The 21289-nt window shown below is 63.1% G+C and carries 15 protein-coding genes; 14 read left to right on the forward strand and 1 reads right to left on the reverse strand.

Annotated features, from left to right (window positions below; translation table 11 throughout):
- Window positions 1-160: 160 nt before the first annotated feature.
- Window positions 161-2257 carry a methyl-accepting chemotaxis protein gene (locus tag ACS3WA_RS04275; protein ID WP_438277317.1) on the reverse strand — a complete coding sequence of 699 codons (2097 nt, stop codon included), beginning with the start codon at window positions 2255-2257 and terminating at the stop codon, window positions 161-163.
- A 490-nt stretch (window positions 2258-2747) separates the two neighbouring features.
- Between ACS3WA_RS04275 and ACS3WA_RS04280 the strand changes: the two genes are divergently transcribed.
- The 14 genes from ACS3WA_RS04280 (at window position 2748) to ACS3WA_RS04345 (ending at window position 21194) form a co-directional block, all read left to right on the forward strand.
- Window positions 2748-3854 (forward strand): efflux RND transporter periplasmic adaptor subunit, encoded by a 1107-nt coding sequence (locus ACS3WA_RS04280; RefSeq protein WP_438277318.1) that lies wholly within the window; start codon window positions 2748-2750, stop codon window positions 3852-3854.
- A gap of 14 nt (window positions 3855-3868) precedes the next feature.
- A complete protein-coding gene (locus tag ACS3WA_RS04285; protein ID WP_438277319.1) occupies window positions 3869-7003 on the forward strand; it encodes an efflux RND transporter permease subunit in 3135 nt (1044 codons plus the stop codon).
- A 19-nt stretch (window positions 7004-7022) separates the two neighbouring features.
- Window positions 7023-7637: a TetR/AcrR family transcriptional regulator gene (locus ACS3WA_RS04290; RefSeq protein ID WP_438277320.1), complete on the forward strand. Its 615-nt coding sequence runs from the start codon at window positions 7023-7025 to the stop codon at window positions 7635-7637.
- Window positions 7638-7979: 342 nt separating this feature from the next.
- A complete protein-coding gene (locus ACS3WA_RS04295) occupies window positions 7980-10244 on the forward strand; it encodes an acyl-CoA dehydrogenase (protein ID WP_438277321.1) in 2265 nt (754 codons plus the stop codon).
- The gene (locus tag ACS3WA_RS04300) at window positions 10244-11527 is read left to right on the forward strand and encodes an acetyl-CoA C-acetyltransferase (protein ID WP_438277322.1); all 1284 of its coding nucleotides are present in this window, start codon (window positions 10244-10246) and stop codon (window positions 11525-11527) included. Before ACS3WA_RS04295 ends, ACS3WA_RS04300 begins: the two co-directional genes overlap by 1 nt.
- A gap of 7 nt (window positions 11528-11534) precedes the next feature.
- Window positions 11535-13622, forward strand: coding sequence for a 3-hydroxyacyl-CoA dehydrogenase NAD-binding domain-containing protein (locus tag ACS3WA_RS04305; RefSeq protein WP_438277323.1), 2088 nt, complete (start codon window positions 11535-11537; stop codon window positions 13620-13622).
- 10 nt (window positions 13623-13632) lie between these two features.
- Window positions 13633-14082, forward strand: a complete 450-nt coding sequence (locus ACS3WA_RS04310) for an acyl-CoA thioesterase (protein ID WP_438277324.1) — start codon at window positions 13633-13635, stop codon at window positions 14080-14082.
- Window positions 14083-14297: 215 nt separating this feature from the next.
- Window positions 14298-14528 carry a hypothetical protein gene (locus tag ACS3WA_RS04315; protein ID WP_438277325.1) on the forward strand — a complete coding sequence of 77 codons (231 nt, stop codon included), beginning with the start codon at window positions 14298-14300 and terminating at the stop codon, window positions 14526-14528.
- Between the two features lie 194 nt (window positions 14529-14722).
- Window positions 14723-15559, forward strand: coding sequence for a DeoR/GlpR family DNA-binding transcription regulator (locus ACS3WA_RS04320; protein WP_438277326.1), 837 nt, complete (start codon window positions 14723-14725; stop codon window positions 15557-15559).
- Between the two features lie 209 nt (window positions 15560-15768).
- Complete coding sequence (gene glpD, locus ACS3WA_RS04325; protein ID WP_438277327.1) at window positions 15769-17313, forward strand: glycerol-3-phosphate dehydrogenase; 1545 nt, start codon at window positions 15769-15771, stop codon at window positions 17311-17313.
- Window positions 17310-18389: an ABC transporter ATP-binding protein gene (locus tag ACS3WA_RS04330; RefSeq protein WP_438277328.1), complete on the forward strand. Its 1080-nt coding sequence runs from the start codon at window positions 17310-17312 to the stop codon at window positions 18387-18389. The genes glpD and ACS3WA_RS04330 overlap by 4 nt, the downstream gene beginning before the upstream one ends.
- Window positions 18390-18400: 11 nt before the next feature.
- Window positions 18401-19486 (forward strand): ABC transporter ATP-binding protein, encoded by a 1086-nt coding sequence (locus ACS3WA_RS04335; RefSeq protein ID WP_438277329.1) that lies wholly within the window; start codon window positions 18401-18403, stop codon window positions 19484-19486.
- On the forward strand, window positions 19486-20388 hold the full coding sequence (locus ACS3WA_RS04340; RefSeq protein WP_438277330.1) for a carbohydrate ABC transporter permease: 903 nt from the start codon (window positions 19486-19488) through the stop codon (window positions 20386-20388). The genes ACS3WA_RS04335 and ACS3WA_RS04340 overlap by 1 nt, the downstream gene beginning before the upstream one ends.
- Window positions 20388-21194 (forward strand): carbohydrate ABC transporter permease, encoded by an 807-nt coding sequence (locus ACS3WA_RS04345; protein ID WP_438277331.1) that lies wholly within the window; start codon window positions 20388-20390, stop codon window positions 21192-21194. The genes ACS3WA_RS04340 and ACS3WA_RS04345 overlap by 1 nt, the downstream gene beginning before the upstream one ends.
- Window positions 21195-21289 lie beyond the last annotated feature (95 nt).

Genomic DNA, 21289 nt, shown 5'->3' on the forward strand with positions numbered 1-21289 from the left:
GTTCCTGCGGTGGCTGAGGGGATCCGGGTGCCCGGCTGAGGGGAAAGATTCCGGGGAGGAACCTCATGAGCGGGTCGCGTGAGCGATCCGCTCATGAGGATTATCTCGGACGGGATGGGGTTTGATCGTTACCGACGAAGCAAACCCCATCGCATCCGGCCTAGGCGGCCCTGACCGTTGCCAGGAAGTTATCGACCTCCAGCTTGAGACGGTCCGTATTGCTGGCCAGGGACTTCGCCGCGGCCAGGGCTTGCGTGGAAGCGCCGCCTGTCGCGGACGCGCCGTTGCTGACCTCGATGATATTGGAGGAAACCTCCGAGGTGCCCGCCGCAGCCTGCTGGACGTTGCGGGAGATCTCCTGGGTCGCAGAAGCCTGCTCTTCGACGGCGGAGGCGATCGTCGCGGAAATCTCCGCGATCCTGCCGATGACGACGCCGATCTCTTTCACGTTGACGACGGAGTCATCCGTTGCCGTCTGGATGCTGGCGATCTGTTGCCCGATTTCGGCAGTCGCCTTCGCCGTCTGCTCGGCCAACGCCTTCACCTCGGACGCCACCACCGCGAAGCCGCGGCCGGCCTCGCCTGCGCGAGCGGCCTCGATCGTGGCGTTGAGCGCCAGCAGGTTGGTCTGGCTTGCGATCGTGTTGATGAGTTCGATCACGTCTCCGATCTTGGTCGACGCATGCGACAGCGAAGTGATCCGCTGGTCGGCGCTATGGGCCTTTTGCGCCGCCTCGCTCGCAATCCTCGACGCTTCCTGGACCTGCCGGCTGATTTCGTTGACGGACGCTGCCATCTCTTCGCTGGCGGATGCCACGGACTGAACGTTGACCGTCGCTTCCTCGGAGGCCGCGGCCACGGCGGAGGAAAGCTGGTGGGTCTGCTCGGCAGTCCGGGTCAAAGCGGTTGCCGAACCCTCGAGCTGGGTTGCTGCCGAGGAGACCGTCTGGATCACTTCGCCGACCGCCGCCTCGAAATTGTCGGCAAGCCGGTGCATGTCCTCCTTGCGCTGCTGGGCGGCAAGTTGATCCTGCTTCATCTTCGCTTCCGCCTCGTCGCGCGCTTTCTGCTCGGCCTTGACCTTGAAGGTCTCGACCGCACGCGCCATGTCGCCCATCTCGTCCTGGCGATCGAGCCCGGGCAGGACAACCGAGAAGTTGCCGTTCGCGAGTTCGCCCATCGCTCCGGTCAGCGCAGCCAGTGGCCGCAGGATCCGCGAGAACGCAATCCAGAAGCTGACCAGCGCGAGCGCGATGCAGCCAAGCAAGATCAATCCCGAGACCAGCAGTTTGGAGGTGCTGTTCGCAGCTTCCGCCGCGGCTTCCTGGTCGGCTGCTTCACCGACCGCTTCGGAGAGACGCAGAATCGAATTGATCGCGGTGGTCGCCCGCGAAACATAGTCGTTGCCGTTGATTGTGTACTCACCGCTCTCGGCTGTCGCGAGTACGCTGTCGCGCGTTTGTCCATAAATCTGGAAATAATCGTTCTCGACGCCCGTGATCGCATCCGCCACCTTCTTCGGCAAGTCGGCGCGCATCCGGAGTGGCGAGATCGTTTCCCAGGCCAATTCGACATTTCCGCGGTAGCGAGCGATGGTCCGGAAGCCGACGGTCGTCATCTTGGCGCGGGAGCCAACCATTCCGCCGAGGAATGCACGCTCTCGTCCGGCGTTCTCGGCCATCTGCGCAGTCAAATTACGTATGCTGACCAATTGCGCCAGAGCCGCAGTAGGCGGGCGGTTCAGCGTTTCCATCGTCAGGCGCAGCTTGTTGCCCGAGACGTCGATCAGCTTGGTGATCGTCGGGGAGAAGCTCTCGACGACCTCAGGATTCCGCTCCGATCCTCGCTTGGGAAGGTTCTCGTCGAGCCTCATGCGAAAGCCGACGAATCCCTGGAACGTGCTCTCGGCTTCCGAGATCTGCGCTTCTGCCGATTTCATCCCGGGAATCCCGCGCAGCAGTTGAGCGGCTTCCGTAAACGCGTGATCGGCGGCTTGTCGGGTGCTGGCGATCCGGGGGCGGAGTTCGGCGGGCAGGGCGTCGGGTGACTTCAGCGGTGCGTTCGTGAGCCCGCGCTCGATGGCCCACTGCCCTGCGCTTTTCAACAGCAGTTGGGAGATGTGATTGACATCGAGGAATGCTTCGGACCTCTGCCGCTGTTCGTAGGCTTGATATGCCGCAATTCCGGCGGAAAGGGCGCCTATAAGGACGAGCGCCGAGACGATGGCAGGGAGAGTAATGCTTATCTTCGCCTTCATTCTTGGATTCCTTCCAATGCAGGTGAATTCTCACTGATCCACAGTTTCTATGGGACGGGAATCAGCCTCCGATCTCTGACGATTCGGCTTATGGATGCTTCTGTGATGCGCGTGGCGATAAGCCCGCAGTGCCCGCGCGATCCATAGGAAGCCCCGGCGGTATCTTTGAACGGGCCTGATTAAAATTTTACCAATCTCGGAGTGGGCGACGTTCACGGCGGCCGTGGGTTGCGTCCCTACCAGCCGGATTGTTCCCGCTCGTTCGATGGTGCCTGGATGTGCGCGAGTGATGCGTCAGATTCGGCGCTTGCAGATCCGCGCCATCCGGCAACCCCTTCATGACCTTCCTGGATTTCTTTCTCCTGCAGTCGTCCCTAGACCTTGACGGGAGATTATTCATGTTCACGCTTTCATGGTTTATGACGATTATTGACAATCATCACTAAACAATCCACAGTAGGGCGAGAACGGCTTCCGAAGGAATTTCCCGATGCAGGATCGCTCTTCTTTCTTCAGGTTTTCCAGGTATTTGCCGCTTGTCCTGGTTGCCCTTCCAGCCCTGGTATTGGGGGGCTGCAATGAATTAGCCGCCGAAAAAGCCGAGCCGGCGCGCCCGGTTCTGACCGCCACGGTGCATTACGAGGCCGAGATTCCCGATCGCAGCTTCGTCGGCACCATCAAGCCGCGGATCGAGACCGATATGGGTTTCCGCGTGTCCGGCAAGGTCGCGAAGCGTCTGGTCGAGGTCGGACAGATCGTGGAGGTGGGCCAGTCTCTCGCGACCCTCGATGAGGTCGATCTCAAATTGCAGGCCGAGCAGGCGCAGGCTGAATTGAGCGCGGCCACCGGCGTGCTGGCGCAGGCCGCCGCCGCCGAAACGCGCGCGAAGGAATTGCGCGCCAAGGGCTGGACCACGGACGCCCAGCTCGATCAGGCCAAGGCCGCCGCCGACGAGGCGCGGGCGCGGTTAAATCGCGCGCAACGCTCGCTCGAATTGACCAGGAATTCCCTGTCCTATGCGACGCTGACGTCCGACACCCGCGGCGTGGTCACCGCGACGCTGGTGGATGCCGGGCAGGTGGTCGCTTCGGGCCAGCCCGCTATCCGCGTCGCGCGCCTTGGTGAAAAAGAGGCGGTGGTCGCTATACCCGAAACGCTGATCGGCCGCGCCCGGACCGGCACGGCGCGGGTGTCGCTGTGGTCGGAGCCCGGCAGAACCTATGCTGCTAAGCTGCGCGAGATCGCGCCGACCGCCGATCCCGCGACCCGCACCTATCTCGCCAAATTCTCGCTGCCGGACGCCGATGACAAGGTGTCGCTCGGCATGACGGCAACGCTGACGCTCGCCGACGTCGCCACCTCCCGCGTGGCGCGGGTGCCGCTGTCGGCGCTGTTCAGCCAGGGCGGTCCGTCGTCGCTCTATGTCGTCGATGACAAAGGCGACGTCGCGCTGAAGCCTGTCACCGTCAAATCCTACGAGAGCAACGACGTCATCATCGCAGGCGGCGTGGACGAGGGCGCGAAAGTCGTCGTGCTCGGCGTGCAGAAGCTCGATCCGGCGCAGAAGGTGCGGGTCGTATCATCATTGTCGTTCTAAGCGGAGAGAGTGCCATGAAGCGCTTCAATCTGTCCGCCTGGGCGGTGAGCCATCCTGCGCTGATCCTGTTCCTGATCATCGCGCTCGGCGTCGCGGGCTTCTTCTCCTACGAGAAGCTCGGCCGGGCCGAGGATCCCTCTTTCACGGTCAAGGTGGTGAACGTCTCGGTGATGTGGCCGGGCGCGACGGCGGAAGAAATGCAGACGCAGGTCGCCGATCCGCTTGAGAAGAAGCTGCAGGAACTGCCTTATTTCGACAAGGTTCAGACCTATTCCAAGCCTGGTTTCACGGCGATGCAGGTGTCCTTTCTCGACTCCGCTCCGCCGAAGCAGGTGCCCTATCTGTTCTATGTCCTGCGCAAGAAACTCGCGGATGCGCAGGGCAGCCTTCCCGCGGGAATCCTCGGGCCGGTGGTCAACGACGAGTTCAGCGACGTCGATTCCATTCTCTATACCCTGACCGGCGACGGCGCCGACTACGCGCAATTGAAAAAGGTTGCAGAGGGTTTTCGCCAGCGGCTGTTGAGGGTGGATGGCGTCACCAAGGTCAACCTCTACGGCACTCAGGACGAGCGCATCTACGTCGAGTTCTCCCATGCCAAGCTGGCGACGCTCGGCATCGCGCCGCAGGCGATCTTCGATTCGCTCGCAAAGCAGAACGCGGTGACGCCGGCCGGTACCGTCGAGACCTCGTCGCAACGGGTGGCCTTGCGCGTTACCGGCGCGTTCGATGGCGCGAAAGCGGTGGCGGAGACGCCCGTCGAAAGCAACGGGCGCGTGTTCCGCCTCGGCGACATCGCAACCGTGACCCATGGATTCATTGATCCGCCGACATTCAAGGTGCGTCAGGAAGGCAAGCCGGCGCTCGGCATCGGCGTGGTGACCGCAAAGGGCGCCAATATCCTCAAGCTCGGCGAGGACGTCACCAAGGCCGCCGACGAGTTCATGCAGGCGGTGCCGCAGGGCATCAACATCGAGCGTATCGCGGATCAGCCGAAGGTCGTCGAGCACGCCGTTGGCGAGTTCGTGCATTCCTTCATCGAGGCGCTGGCGATCGTGCTGTTCGTCAGCTTCCTCGCATTGGGCTGGCGCACCGGCATCGTGGTGGCGCTGTCGGTGCCGCTGGTTCTCGGCATCGTCTTCATCGTCATGAACGCGATGTCGCTCGATCTGCATCGCATCACGCTCGGCGCCCTGATCATCGCGCTCGGGCTGTTAGTCGACGACGCCATCATCGCGGTCGAGATGATGGTGGTGAAGATGGAGCAGGGCTGGGACCGCATGCGCGCGGCGTCCTTTGCGTGGGAATCCACAGCCTTTCCGATGCTGACCGGCACTTTGGTGACGGCAGCCGGCTTTCTGCCGATCGGCTTCGCCAATTCCGGCGTCGGCGAATATGCCGGCGGCATCTTCTGGATCGTGGCGATCGCGCTCGTCGCATCCTGGTTCGTCGCGGTGATCTTCACGCCCTATATCGGCGTCAAGCTGCTGCCGAACATCAAGGTCAGCCACAATCACGATCCGCATGCGATCTACGAGACCCGGATCTACCGCAGCCTGCGCGCTGTCATCCAGTGGTGCGTCAACCACCGCATCAAGGTGGTCGCGGCGACTGTTGGCATCTTTGTCGCGGCGGTCATCGGATTTGGTCATGTGCAGCAGCAGTTCTTCCCGCTGTCGGAGCGGCCCGAACTGTTCCTGCAACTGCGGTTACCGGAAGGCACGGCGTTCGGCGTCACCGAGAAGTCTGTGAAAGAGGCCGAGAAGATCCTCAAGGACGATAACGATATCGCGACCTATACCGCCTATGTCGGGCAGGGCTCGCCGCGCTTCTGGCTCGGCCTCAATCCGCAATTGCCGAACGAGGCCTTTGCCGAGATCGTGATCGTGGCGAAGAACGTCGAGGCGCGCGAGCGCATCAAGGCGAAGATCGAGAAGGCGGTGGATGACGGCGCGCTGACCGAGGCGCGGGTCCGGGTCGACCGTTTCAATTTTGGCCCGCCCGTCGGCTTCCCGGTCCAATTCCGGGTGATCGGCCCCGATGCCGCCAAGGTCCGCGATATCGCCTACAAGGTGCGCGACGTCGTGCGCGCCAATCCGAACGTGAAGGATCCCAGCCTCGACTGGAACGAGCAGACGCCGTATCTCAAGCTCGTAGTCGATCAGGATCGTGCCCGCGCGCTCGGCCTGACGCCGCAGGATGTCTCGCAGGCGCTCGCCATGCTGATCTCGGGTGTGCCGGTGACGACCGTGCGCGATGGCATCGAGAAGGTCGGTGTCGTCGCGCGTGCGATCCCGTCCGAACGTCTCGATCTCGCCGGCGTCGGCGATCTCACGGTGACATCGCGCAACGGTGTTGCGGTGCCGCTGTCGCAGGTCGCGAAAATCGAATACGCTCATGAAGAGCCGATCCTGTGGCGGCGCAACCGCGACATGGCGATCACTGTGCGCGGCGATGTGGTGGATGGCGTGCAGGCTCCCGACGTCACCAACCAGATCTGGCCGAAACTGCAGGAGATTCGTGATCACCTGCCGCCGGCCTACCGGATCGAGGCGGGCGGCGCCTTCGAGGAATCCGCCAAGGGCAATACCTCGATCTTCGTGCTGTTTCCCGTCATGGCCGTCGTGATGCTGACGCTGCTGATGGTCCAGTTGCAGAGCTTCTCGCGACTCTTGCTGGTGTTCCTGACGGCGCCGCTCGGCATCGTCGGCGCGTCCCTTGGACTCAATGTCGCGAATCAGCCCTTCGGCTTCGTGGCGCTGCTCGGCCTGATCGCGCTCGCCGGAATGATCATGCGCAACGCGGTCATTCTGGTGGATCAGATCGAGACCGACGTGGCGCACGGTCTGACCCGCGGCGAGGCGATCGTCGAAGCGACGGTGCGGCGCGCGCGGCCGGTGGTGCTGACCGCGCTTGCGGCGATCCTTGCGATGATTCCGCTATCGCGCTCGGCGTTCTGGGGACCGATGGCGATTACCATCATGGGTGGCTTGTTCGTTGCCACCTTTCTTACGCTTCTGTATCTGCCGGCGCTTTACGCGCTCTGGTTCAGGAAGAGTCTGGCCGAGCAGGGCGGCGAGCGGGAGCAGGCCAGGCCCGCCCCGCGCGAGACACAACTCGCTTTTCCGCTTGCCCAGGCCGGGGAATAATTGAAAGATCGGCTCTCTCATGACCATAGTTACTGACAACACCGAGGCTGATACGCGTCACCGGATTCTGGTGGTGGCGGAGCGGCTGTTCCGCGAGATCGGCTATCAGAAGACCACCGTTGCCGACATCGCGAAAGTGCTGCGGATGTCACCGGCCAACGTCTATCGCTTCTTCGATTCGAAGAAGGCGATTCACCAGGGCGTGGCGCGGCGGCTGATGGGCGAGGTCGAGGACGCGGCCGAGGCGATCGGCGCCACGCCTGGTCCGGCCACGCAGCGCCTGCGCGAACTGCTGTCCACGATCCATCACATGAACAGCGAGCGCTATGTCGGCGATGCCAAGCTGCACGAGATGGTCGCCATCGCGATGGAGCAGGACTGGGATGTTTGCAAGGCGCACATGGAGGATATCGCCGCGACCATCGGCGGGGTGATCGCTCAGGGCGCGGCGAGCGGCGAATTCGAGGCGCCGGATGTGCGGCTGGCGGCGCTGTGCACGTGCACGGCGATGATGCGCTTCTTCCATCCGCAGATGATCGCGCAAAGCGTCGACAAGCCGGGACCGACGCTCGACCAGATGATCGATTTCGTGCTTGCGGGTCTGGCGCCGCGCGGAAACAAACGGCCGGGCTGAAGTTTTTGCCGATTCCCGTGAACGCCGACCGCGGACGGCGCTGCGATCTTCGGCGCATTCAAGGCGTTCGCCGCTGCTTTCCGTCTTTGCGCGCTGCACGGGTCGCAGTGCGGCCGTTTGAGGTTTCAAGCGTTCGCAAATCGCGTTTTTGGGGCCCTTGCGCTATCCTGCTGTCGCGAGGCCGGCCCCGAATTGCAAAATTTCGCTTAATTTTCAATTATGAAACCATGAAATGAAACTCGCTTTTGCCTTTTTAAGGATATTTTCTCTTATGGGTATAAGGTGATTGGCTGCGATACCGGGTCGACGCACCGCGGATTATCCGAACAAGAGGGCATTGCGATGAGTTTTCGCCGTGACGTGATCTCCAAGCTGATCTTCTCCTGGGCGCGCCGCGTGCTGCCGTCGATGTCGGATACTGAGCGCGAGGCGCTGGATGCCGGCGACGTCTGGTGGGACGCCGACCTGTTCTCCGGCAATCCTGACTGGGCGAAACTGCTGAACACCGCGCCGGCAACCCTGACGGCGGAGGAAGAGGCGTTCCTCAACGGCCCGGTGGACGAGCTTTGTGCCATGCTCGACGACTGGAAGATCAACTGGACATGGCGGGACCTGCCGCCGGACGTCTGGGCGTTCATCAAGCAGAAAAAATTCTTCGGCATGATCATTCCGACCGAGTACGGCGGACTTGGTTTCTCGCCCTATGCGCATTCGGAAGTGGTGCGCAAGATCTCGTCGCGCTCGCTGGTCGCCGCGGTCACGGTGATGGTGCCGAATTCGCTCGGACCCGGCGAGTTGCTGATGCGCTTCGGCACCAGGGACCAGCAGGCGAAATGGCTGCCGCGCCTTGCCGACGGCCACGAAATTCCATGCTTCGGCCTGACCAGCCCGGAAGCCGGCTCCGATGCGGCGTCGATGACCGACACCGGCATCATCTGCAGGGGCACCTTCGAGGGCCGCGAGGTGATCGGGCTCCGGCTCAACTGGCACAAGCGCTACATCACGCTCGGTCCGGTGGCGACGCTGCTCGGGCTCGCCTTCAAGGCCTATGACCCGGATCATCTGGTAGGCTCGCAGGAAGACCTCGGCATCACCGTGGCGTTGATCCCGACCGACCTGCCGGGAGTATCGATCGGCCGCCGCCATCTGCCGGCCATGCAGGTGTTCCAGAACGGCCCCAACTGGGGCAAGGACGTTTTCATCCCGCTCGACTACGTCATCGGCGGGAAGGAGCGTCTCGGTCAGGGCTGGAAGATGCTGATGACGGCGCTGGCCGCCGGACGCGGCATCTCGCTGCCGTCGCTGTCGGCGGCGGGCGCGGCCTTCGCGGCGCGCACCACCGGCGCCTATGCGCGCGTCCGTGAGCAGTTCGGAATCCCGATCGGCAAGTTCGAGGGCATCGAGGAGCCGTTGGCGCGCATCGCCGGCACGGCCTACCTGATCGACGCGGCGCGACGGCTGACTTGCGCCGCGCTCAACGAGGGGCATCATCCCGCCGTCATTTCCGGCATCATGAAGCTGCACGCCACCGAACGGTTGCGCATCGTGATCGATGACGCCATGGACATCCACGGCGGCAAGGCCGTGATCGATGGTCCGCAAAACTACCTCGGTAATCTCTATCGCGGAGTGCCGGTCTCGATCACAGTGGAGGGCGCCAACATCCTGACGCGCAACCTCATTATCTTCGGGCAGGGCGCGATCCGCGCGCATCCCTATCTGCTGCAGGAGATGAATGCGCTCAGCGACACTGACAAGGTCAGGGGGCTCGACACCTTCGACAAGGCGTTCTGGCTTCATATCGTCCACAGCGTCACCACGCTGTTTCGCGCCTGGGGCCGGAGCTGGAGCGGCGGGGCGTTCGCGCCTGCTCCGGAGGATGCAGGCCCGGTGACGGACTTCTATCGTCAGCTCTCGCGCTATGCGTCGGCCTTTGCATTGTGCGCCGATATGGCGCTTCTGACGCTCGGTGGCAAGCTGAAGCGCAAGGAGATGCTGTCGGCGCGGTTCGGCGACATTCTTTCTGAGCTTTACCTGCTGTCGGCCGTGCTCAAGCGTTGGCAGGACGAGGGCCGCCAGGAGGCCGATCTCCCGCTTGTGCAATGGTGCATGGCGACCGGCTTCCGCACCATCGAGCAGCGGTTCGCAGACATTCTGGCGAACCTGCCAAACCGCTTCGTCGCGATCATGCTCAAATTCATGATCCAGCCGATGGGCGCTCGGGCGCGCGGGCCGAGCGACGCGGTCGTGCATGCTTGCGCTCAACTGGTGCTGGAGCCGTCTGTCGCTCGCGATCGCCTGACGCAGGGTCTGTCGCATGTGGATGACGACAATGGCGTGGCGCGCCTGGAAAAGGCGTTTCTGCTGGTGACGGCCGCGGAGGACGTCTTCAAGCGGATGCGAGCCGCGCGTCTGCATGACACGGATGCCGCGATCAAGCACGGCGTCATCACCCAGGTCGAGGCTGAGAAATACAACACGGCGCAAGAGGCGGTGCTCCGCGTGATCGAGGTCGATGACTTCGCACCGGAAGCGCTGTCGCCCTTCAAGAAGTCCGTCAACGTTCAAGTGTTGCAGGAACGAAGTGAAGCGAGGGCGGCAGGCTGATGGCGCGTCCGGTTTATATTATCGACGGCAGCCGAACCCCCTTCCTGAAAGCGCGCGGCGGTCCCGGGCCATTCACGCCGGTCGATCTGGCGGTGCAATGCGGGCGGCCGCTGCTGGCGCGTCAGCCGTTCACCTCCGACGCGTTCGACCAGGTCATCCTCGGCTGCGTCAACGTCATCGCCGACGAGATGAACCCGGCGCGCGTCGCCGCGCTGCGGCTCGGCATGGGTGAGGCGATGGTGGCGTTCACGGTGCAGATCAACTGCGGCTCCGGCATGCAGTCGATGGACACCGGCTACCGCTATATTCGCGACGGCAACGCGAACCTGATCCTGACGGGGGGCGCTGAGGCTTTAAGCCATGCGCCGCTGGTCTGGCCGCAGCAGGGCGTGCGCTGGTTCGCAGGCGTCGCCGGCGCCAAGGGCATTGTTGAGAAGGTCAAGGCGATCGCGAAAGCGCGGCCGCCCTATTTCAAGCCGATCATCGGCCTCGAGCGCGGGCTGACCGACCCGATCACCGAACTCAACATGGGCCAGACCGCCGAGGTGGTCGGCCATCTGTTCGAGATCACCCGTGAACAGTCCGACGCCTACGCGGTCGAAAGCCACAGGCGGCTTGCGAAGGCACAGGCCGAAGGCTGGCTCAAGGGCGAGGTGGAAACGGCGTTCGCGCGCGACGGAAAGTTCTTCGATCACGACGACGGCGTGCGCCCGGACTCCTCGATGGAGACGCTGGCGAAGCTGAAACCGGTGTTCGAACGCCCGTGGGGCCAGGTCACCGCCGGCAATTCGTCGCAGATCACCGACGGCGCGTGCTGGACCATTCTCGCCTCGGAAGATGCCGTCATCAAACACGGCCTCAAACCCAAGGCGATGATCATCGACAGCCAATGGTCGGCGCTCGATCCTTCGATCATGGGGCTTGGCCCGGTGCTGTCGGCGACGGAACTATTGAAGCGCAACAAGCTGTCGCTTCGCGACGTCGAGACCTGGGAACTCAATGAGGCGTTCGCCACGCAGGTGCTTGGCTGCCTTGCCGCATGGGAAGACGAGACATTCTGCCGCGAGGTGCTCGGCCTCGACGGTGCGGCCGGCGCGATCGACCGCGCCCGGCTCAACGTCGACGGTGGCGCGATCAGCCTCGGTCATCCCGTGGGCACCTCGGGCAACCGCATCGTACTGCATCTCGTCAATGCCATGAAGCGGCTCGGCACCAAGCGCGGCGTCGCCACCGAATGCATCGGTGGCGGGCAGGGCGGCGCCATGCTGATCGAGATGGTGTGAGGGCGTCATGGATTCGAAAGTACTGGACGTTCTCAAGGATCGCGTGCTGGAACTCGGGCCGAAGCCCGATGCGAGCGGCCCTTATCGCAATTTCAAACTGACCCGCGACGAGGACGGCGTGGCGTGGCTGCTGTTCGACCGCGCCGATTCCAGCGCCAATACGCTGTCGTCGGATGTGATGGAGGAGTTCGGCGCGATCCTGACCGTGCTCGAAGGTCATCCGCCCGCCGGCATCGTGATCCGCTCGGCGAAGACCTCCGGCTTCATCGCAGGCGCCGACGTCAATGAATTCCGCGGCGCTGTTGATCCGACCGAGGTGGAAACCACGATCGGCCGCGCCCACGGCATCATCGACCGACTTGAGGCGCTGAAGATTCCGACCGTCGCCGTGATCCACGGCTTTTGCCTTGGTGGCGGGCTCGAGTTGGCGCTGGCGTGCCGAACTCGGATCGCGATCGACAATGCGCGTTTCGGCTTTCCGGAAGTGATGCTCGGCCTTCATCCCGGCCTTGGCGGCACCGTTCGGTTTACCCGGCTGGTCAATCCGATGCAGGCGATGACGCTGATGTTGACCGGCAAGACCATTGACGCGCGGAAGGCGAAATCGCTCGGTCTTGTCGATGCCGTGACTCAGGAGCGCCATGTCCGAGGCGCGGTGAAGGATGCGGTCGCCGGCCGGCTGAAGCGCGCCCGGTCTGCGCTCAATGGGTTGCTGAACCTCGGCCCCGTCCGCGGCTTTCTGGCCTCGCGGATGCGCAAGGAAACGGAGAAAGCGGTATCGCAAGAGCACTATCCGGCTCCCTATGCGCTGATCGATCTCTGGGAGAAGCATGGTGGCAGCAAGGCCGGAATGCTGGCGGCCGAAAAGCGATCCTTCGCCGGGCTGATGGTGACGTCGACGGCGCAGAACCTGATCCGGGTGTTCTTCCTGCGCGAGCAGATGAAAAAACTCGCCGGCGGCGGCAACGTCGTGAAGCATCTGCACGTCATCGGCGCCGGCGCCATGGGCGGCGACATCGCCGCCTGGTGTGCGCATCAGGACATCCGCGTGACGCTCGCCGACATGAAGCCGGAGCCGATCGCCGGCGCAATCAAGCGCGCCGCGATCCTCTACGGCAAGATCATGCGCAAGCGCACCGACATCCGCGACGCGCACGACCGCCTGATGCCCGACCTCGAGGGCGAGGGCGTGCGCAACGCCGATCTCATCATCGAGGCAGTGCCGGAAAAGCTCGAACTGAAGCAGAAGGTCTATGCCGGTATCGAGCCGAAAATGAAGCCGGGCGCGATCCTCGCCACCAACACGTCGAGCATTCCGCTGCAGGAGCTGCGGACCACGCTGCAGCATCCGGAGCGGCTGGTCGGCGTGCATTTCTTCAATCCGGTGTCGCGGCTGCAACTGGTCGAGGTGGTCAGCCACGATGCCGCCGACCCGCAGGTGTTGAAAGAGGCAATGGCATTCGTCGGCGCTATCGACCGGTTGCCGCTGCCTGTGAAGAGCTCGCCGGGCTTCCTCGTCAACCGCGCGCTGACGCCGTATATGCTCGAAGCCATGCTGATGCTGGATGAGAACATCGACAAGACCGTGATCGACGCGGCCGCGGAAAAATTCGGCATGCCGATGGGGCCGATCGAACTCGCCGATCAGGTCGGCCTGGATATCTGTCTCGCGGTGGGCGACGAGCTGCGCGCAAAGCTCGGCGATTTGCTGCCGCCGCCGCCGGACTGGCTGCGTGAGAAGGTCGCGAAAGGCGAGCTTGGCCGCAAGACCGGTCAGGGTTTTTACACATGGCGCGACGGCAAGGCCGACAAGGGCACCGCGAGCAGGTCGCAGATCACGCCGGACATGATCGATCGGCTGGTGCTGCCGATGTCGAACGTTTGCGTCGCATGTTTGCGCGAAGGCATCGTCGATGATCCCGATCTGGTCGATGGCGCGATGATCTTCGGCACCGGCTATGCGCCATTCCGCGGCGGGCCGCTGAACTATGCGCGCGCCCGTGGCCCCGATAACGTCGCTGCCAACCTGCGCGAGCTTGCGCAAAAATTCGGCGTCCGTTTTGCGCCGGACGCCGGCTGGGATACCTTCAAATAAGGTGAGATCGATGACGGATGCCCAGACGAGGGACACGACGGCCGTTCACGCCCCGGCGATCGATGAGAGCACGCCGCTCGGCGAACTCTGCACCCGGACGCTGGCCATGCCCGCGGACACCAACCAGAACGGCGATATTTTCGGCGGATGGCTGCTCAGCCAGATGGACATCGGCGGCGGCATCTTCGCGTCAAAGCTCGCGAAATCACGCACCGTGACCGTTGCCATCGACGCCATGAACTTCCGCAAGCCGGTCTATGTCGGCGATCTCGTCTCCGTCCATGCCACGCTGGTCCGCATCGGCAGGACCTCGATCACGGTGCATCTGGAAGCCTGGGTGATGCGCCGCAAGGAGATGCAGTTCATCCTCGTCACCGACGGCAAGTTCACCTATGTCGCGATCGACGATCAAGGCCGTCCGCGCGAGGTTCCGCAGGCCGACCCGCCGGTCTCGGCATAGCCGACCACTTCCTGACTTGCCTGCTCGCTGAATCGGAACGGCTGCTACCGCGGGGTCCGCCCCGCAAACTCGTCGATCCGATCGGCGCCCAACCTCGACCGATTCTAGTTGCGAACATCAGAACCATGTCCATATCCTGATGGTGCGACAGGGAACGTTTCCCGCCATTGCCCGTTATCGGCGCGGCCTTTCGGCCGGAAAAATGCGAGTGGGATATGTCGAAGACCTATATCATCGAAGTCGGTTCGGAATCCGCGGGCATCGTGGTGCGCGATCGCGCCGGGTTCCGGTTCTTTTCGGCCTCACAGCGATTCAGCTCGCTGGACGGCAAGCTGTTCCGCAGCGCCCGCGACGCGGAGCGTGCCGCCAAGCAGCGCGCGCAAAAACCCGCCTGTCCCGATTTCGTGAAATCGCTCCGTCGGGCTTTACCGAGATTCCCATTCTGATGCCGAGCGGCGGATGCAGCAATGCTGCGCCGGTCGCTTGACGGCGGGTCTCTAAGCTTCTGAGGAAATCAGAAGGCAGGAGCCGGAAGCTTTTATTTTGACGCGTTTTCCTGACGCGAACCGGTATCCACGTCGCTCGAAAACGTTGTAGCATAGGCATCCTGGATGTCCGTGGGTCTCGAGGTGCTGCAGCGGTGGCCGGCCTTAGCCAGCGTCAATCCGATATCCTGAACATTGCCCGCGCGTTTGGACGGGTCATGGTGGATGAGCTTGCCCGCCGTTTCGAGGTGTCTGCCCAGACTATCCGCAAGGACCTCAACGATCTCTGCGACCAGCGTACGCTGACGCGCATTCACGGCGGCGCCATCATCGCCTCCGGCATTGAAAATCTCGCTTATGAGGCTCGCCGCTTCGTCGCGGCCGAGGAAAAGAAGGCGATCGGCGTGGCGGCGGCAGCGCGGATTCCCAACGGCTGCTCGCTGTTCATCAACATCGGAACCACCACCGAAGAGGTTGCCAGCGCGCTCACCTCGCATGAGGACCTTCTGGTCATCACCAACAACCTCAACGTGGCGATGCAGCTCTATCGCCATCCGCGCATCGAGGTGATTGTCGCCGGTGGCAATGTGCGTCGCTCCGACGGTGCGGTGATCGGCTCCAGCGCGACCAGCCTGATCGGCCAGTTCAAGGTCGATTACGCCATTATCGGTGCCTCCGCGATCGACGAGGCAGGCACGCTGCTGGATTTCGACTACCGCGAGGTGCAGGTATCGCAGGCGATCATCGCCAATGCGCGCAGCGTCATGCTGGTGGCCGACGGCACCAAACTGCGCCGCAGTGCGCCAGTGCGCATCGCCCATATCAGCCAGATCCAGACCTTCGTCACCGATGCGGCCCTGCCTGCCGACCTTGACGCGATCTGCCAGGCGCAAGGCATCGAGGTGATCGTGGCGATGCCGGGCAAGCCGGAGGAACTGGACGGTGCGGAAGCCGAACCTGTCGCCGATGGACGCCCGAGGGCCGTCGGCTGAGCCTTCGCCGCTCGCGGTCGCCAGCGATCGATTTCCGCCGGCGATCAGTTTTCGTGAGTCAGAACGGATCCACAGCCTGTGCAGCGATTGCGATTGCTTTCGTTTTTGATTGTGATTTAATAGACATATGAAAGTAAATAGCTGCAAGTGAATATCTAGAAGTATATTTATGGTATTATAGGACCGATAATCCTCGAGGGGACGCGCTTGTGGGCAAGGTTTTCGACCTCGCTGTCATCGGCGGCGGCATCAATGGATGCGGGATCGCACGCGACGCGGCAGGACGTGGAAACTCTGTTTTCCTGTGCGAAATGAACGACCTCGCCAGCGGCACGTCGTCGGTGTCGACCAAGCTGGTGCATGGCGGGCTGCGCTATCTCGAATATTACGAATTCCATCTGGTTCGCGAGGCACTGATCGAGCGCGAGATTCTCTGGCGGATCGCGCCCCACATTATTCGCCCGCTGCGCTTCGTGCTGCCGCACCATGCGGGTTTGCGGCCGACATGGATGCTGCGGTTCGGCCTGTTTCTTTACGATCATATCGGCGGGCGGAAGCTGCTGCCGCCGACGCGTTCGGTCGATCTGTCGCGAGATGAGGTCGGCAAACCACTGGTGGCCGGCCGCTACCGCAAGGGTTTCGAATATTCCGACTGCTTTGTCGACGATGCCCGCCTCGTCGTTCTCACCGCGCGCGATGCAGCCGATCGCGGCGCCGACATCCGGACGCGGACCCGCGCGGTCGAGACCCGGCAGGCTGACGGCCACTGGCACGTCACGGTCGAGGACACGTTGAGCGGAGAACGCAGCACCATCTCGGCGCGGGTGCTGGTCAACGCGGGCGGCCCCTGGGTCGAACAGGTGCTTACCTTGGGTGCGGGCGTGAACACGCGCGCAAGAGTTCGGCTGGTGCAGGGGTCGCACATCGTGGTCAGGAAGCTCTATGACCACGACCGCGCCTACATCTTCCAGAACAGCGACGGCCGGATCGTGTTCGCGATTCCGTATCAGGACGACTTCACCCTGATCGGCACCACCGATCGTGACTACGAGGGCGATCCCGCCAGGGTAAAGGCCTCGGATGATGAGATCGCCTATCTCTGCGCTTCCGTCGGCGAGTATCTGGCGAAGCCGGTAACGCCGCAGGACGTGGTCTGGACCTATGCCGGCGTGCGTCCGCTCTATGACGACGGCGCGAGCGAAGCCAAGGCGGCGACGCGCGAGTACGCGTTCGAACTCGATACGCCGGGCGGCGTTCCGCTGCTGTCGGTTTACGGCGGAAAGATCACGACCTATCGCCGGCTCGCCGAGGAGGCGCTGGAAAAACTGTCGTCCTATCTGAAAGGTGCCAAAGCGCGCGAGGGCTGGACGGCGAAAGCGCCGCTGCCCGGTGGCGACATGGAGGTGTCGGCGGTCGCGGCGCTGACGGCGGAGTTGATGCGCGGCTATCCTTTTTTGACAAGGGCGCATGCGAGCCGTCTCGCACATGCGTACGGCACGCGCACGGCAAAGCTTTTGGGCACGGCAAAATCCATGGCCGATCTCGGGCGGGATTTCGGCGCGACGCTGACCGAAAGCGAAGTCCGCTATCTGATTTCGCACGAATGGGCCTGCACCGCGGCCGATATCGTCTGGCGGCGCTCCAAGCTCGGCTTGCGGATGTCCGCGTCCGACATTGCAGCCCTCGACGACTGGCTCGCCGCGCAGCGCACACAGAGCGGATGCCCGCCGAGAGAAGCGGGAGCGCGAGCATGAGCGTCGCCCTCGACCATGTCACGCGGGTGGTCGACGGCGTGCCGACGATCCGCGACGTGTCGCTGACGCTGGAGCGCGGTGCTCTCAGCGTGCTGCTCGGTCCGACGCTGGCGGGCAAGACCTCGATCATGCGTCTGCTTGCTGGCCTCGACAAGCCGACGCAGGGCCGCGTGCTGGTCGACGGCAAGGACGTCACCGGCCTTGACGTGCGCAAGCGTTCGGTCGCGATGGTCTATCAGCAGTTCATCAACTATCCCTCGCTCACGGTCTACGAGAACATCGCTTCGCCCTTGCGGGTGCAGGGCAGGCCGAAGGCCGAGATCGATGCACGGGTGCGTGAGGCGGCGCAATTGCTGAAGCTCGCGCCATATCTCGATCGCATGCCGCTGCAACTCTCTGGCGGCCAGCAGCAGCGCACCGCGATCGCCCGCGCGCTGGTGAAGGGCGCCGATCTCGTTCTCCTCGACGAGCCGCTCGCCAATCTCGACTACAAGCTGCGCGAAGAACTGCGCACCGAACTGCCGCGCATCTTCGAGGCCTCCGGCGCGATCTTCGTCTATGCGACCACCGAACCATCCGAGGCCTTGCTGCTTGGCGGCCGCACCATCTGTCTCTGGGAGGGCGAGGTGTTGCAGGTCGGCGAAACGCCAAAGGTCTATCGTCATCCGGAAACCATGCGCGTTGCGCAGGTGTTTTCCGATCCGCCGCTAAATATTGTCGGAATCGAAAAGCGGAACGGCACGGTGCGATACGAAGCGGGCATCGAAGCCCCGGCAAACGGGCTTTACGCTGCGTTGCCGGACGGCGCCTATCGCGTCGGCTTCCGTCCCCATCAGCTTCAACTCGCGGACGGCCGCACCGGCCGCCATGTATTTTCGACTGAAGTGATTGTCACCGAGATCACGGGTTCGGAAAGCTTTGTGCACATCAAGCGTGCGCAGGCCGACTGGGTCGCCGTGCTTGAAGGTGTGCAGGAATTCCTGCCGGGCCAAAAGATCAAGGTCGCGCTCGATCCCGACGACGTATTCGCTTTCGATACCGGCGGCCGTCTGGCCGCCGCACCCGGCACGGCGTGAGGAGACGGCGCATGGCGCGCATCGATCTCGTCGATCTCGCTCACTCCTATGCTGGCAACGACGCCGATCCGGAGTCCTTCGCGCTGAAGCCGATCTCGATGACCTGGCGACAGGGCGGAGCATATGCGTTGCTGGGTCCGAGCGGCTGCGGCAAGACCACGCTGCTCAACCTCATATCCGGCATCGTGCTGCCCTCGCGCGGAAAAATCCTGTTCGACGGGGTCGATGTCACCTCGCTGTCGACACGACGGCGCAATATCGCGCAGGTGTTCCAGTTTCCGGTGATCTACGACACCATGACCGTCGGCGAGAATCTCGCTTTCCCGCTGAAGAACCGCGGCATTGCCAGATCGAGGATCGCGGCGCGGGTCGCCGAGATCGCGGCGCTGCTCGATCTCACACCGGTCCTCGAGCGCAAGGCGACGCGGCTGACCGCGGACGCCAAGCAGAAGATCTCGCTCGGCCGCGGGCTGGTGCGATCGGACGTTGCCGCCGTGCTGTTCGACGAGCCGCTGACGGTGATCGATCCCGAAATGAAATGGGAGCTGCGCTCGAAGCTGAAGGCGCTGCATCGCGCTCTCGATCTCACCATGATCTACGTGACTCACGATCAGACCGAAGCGCTGACCTTCGCCGATACCGTCGTGGTGATGCACGACGGTCGCGTCGTGCAGAGCGGTAGTCCGGCGGAACTGTTCGACAAGCCGGCTCATACGTTTGTCGGCTATTTCATCGGCTCACCCGGCATGAATATCGTCCCGGCCGTGGTGAGCGGCCGCGAGGCGCGCATCGACGGTCATGTCATCCGGCTGACGCGCGCCTATGACAGGCTGCCGGCGGGCGCGGCCATCGAGATCGGCGTGCGTCCCGAATTTGTTCACGTTGCGGCGCCGTCACCGGATCTTCTCGACGCCACGATAGACCGGATCGACGATCTCGGCCGTGTCAGGTTCGCGCGGGTCCGGGTCGGCGATGCGAAGTTCGCGGCGCGTGTGCCGCCTGGCTTTTCGATTCCCGGCACGAAGGCGGGTCTTGTCTTCGACCCCGCCCGCGTGCACGTCTATGCCGATAGTCGCCTTGTCGAAGGAGGCGCCTGATGGACAAGACGGTCAACCAGAAAGCCTGGTTCCTGGTGCTGCCGGTGTTCCTGACCGTTGCGTTCTCGGCGGTGCTGCCGCTGATGACGGTGGTCAATTATTCGTTCCAGGACACGTTCGGCAACAACCAGTTTTTCTGGAACGGCGTCGGCTGGTTCAAGGAACTGCTCGATCCGTCCACCGACCTCGGTAGCCGCTTCTTCGCCTCGCTCTGGCGCAACCTGTTTTTTTCGGCGGCGATCCTCGCCATTGAAGTGCCGCTCGGCATCATCGTCGCGCTGTCGATGCCGCGAGAGGGCTGGCGGGTGGCGGCATGTCTCGTCATCCTCGCCTTGCCGTTGCTCATTCCGTGGAACGTGGTCGGCACCATCTGGCAGATTTTCGGCCGTCCCGACATCGGCCTGCTCGGCTACACGCTGAACAGCATGGGCATCGACTACAATTACGTCTCCAACGAGTTCGACGCCTGGGCGACCGTCATCGTGATGGATGTCTGGCACTGGACCAGCCTGGTGGCGCTGCTGTGCTACGCCGGGCTCAAGTCGATTCCCGACGCTTATTATCAGGCGGCGCAGATCGACGGCGCCTCGCGCTGGGCGGTATTCACCGCGATCCAGTTGCCCAAGATGAAACGCGTGCTGCTGATCGCGGTGCTGTTGCGCTTCATGGACAGCTTCATGATCTATACCGAGCCGTTCGTGGTCACGGGAGGCGGCCCCGGCAATTCGACGACGTTCGTGTCGATCGAACTGGTCAAGATCGCGCTCGGGCAATTCGATCTCGGCAAGGCGGCGGCGTTGTCGCTGGTCTACAACCTCATCATCATCATCGTGTGCTGGGTGTTCTATACCGTCATGACCAATGCCGGCGCGGATCGCAGGCCGAGCGAGGGAACGGCATGATGCAGTCCATTCCCGGCCGCCGGATCATCCTTTCGCTGTTTCTGGTCTTCCTGCTGTTGCCGATCTATTGGCTCGTCAACATGAGCTTCAAGACCAACACCGAGATCGTCACGACCATGACGCTGTGGCCGCACGAGCCGACGCTCGAAAATTACATGCGCATCTTCACCGACGAGAGCTGGTATTCCGGCTACATCCATTCGCTCAACTATGTGCTGATCAACACCGTCATCTCGATCTCGTTCGCGCTGCCCGCCGCCTATGCGTTCTCGCGCTATCGCTTTCTCGGCGACAAGCATCTGTTCTTCTGGCTGCTGTCGAACCGGATGGCGCCGCCGGCGGTCTACGCGCTGCCTTTCTTCAATCTCTATTCCGCGATCGGCCTGTTCGATACGCCATGGGCGGTGGCGCTGGCGCACTGCCTGTTCAACGTGCCGCTCGCAGTGTGGATTCTGGAAGGCTTTGTTTCCAGCGTGCCGCGCGAGATCGACGAGACCGCGTTTCTCGACGGCTATTCATTTCCGAAGTTCTTCGTCAAGATCCTGGTGCCGCTGATCGCGAGCGGCATCGGCGTGGCGGCGTTTTTCTGTTTCATGTTTTCGTGGGTCGAACTGCTGCTGGCGCGCACGCTGACATCGGTGGACGCCAAGCCTATCTCGGCGGTGATGACGCGCACGGTGTCCGCCGCCGGCATGGATTGGGGCTTGCTTGCAGCCGCCGGCGTGCTCACCATCATTCCGGGCGCGCTGGTGATCTGGTTCGTCCGCAACTACATCGCGCGCGGCTTTGCGCTCGGCCGGGTGTGAGGGAAGGCGTCAATGACGAAAAACCGCAGTTTCGTACGAGGCCTTACCTCTCTCCAACCCTCTCCCCAATGGGAGCGGGAGCGCGTTTCGTATCG

Source organism: Nitrobacter sp. (genome assembly GCF_051535235.1).
Taxonomy (GTDB): Bacteria; Pseudomonadota; Alphaproteobacteria; order Rhizobiales; family Xanthobacteraceae; genus Nitrobacter.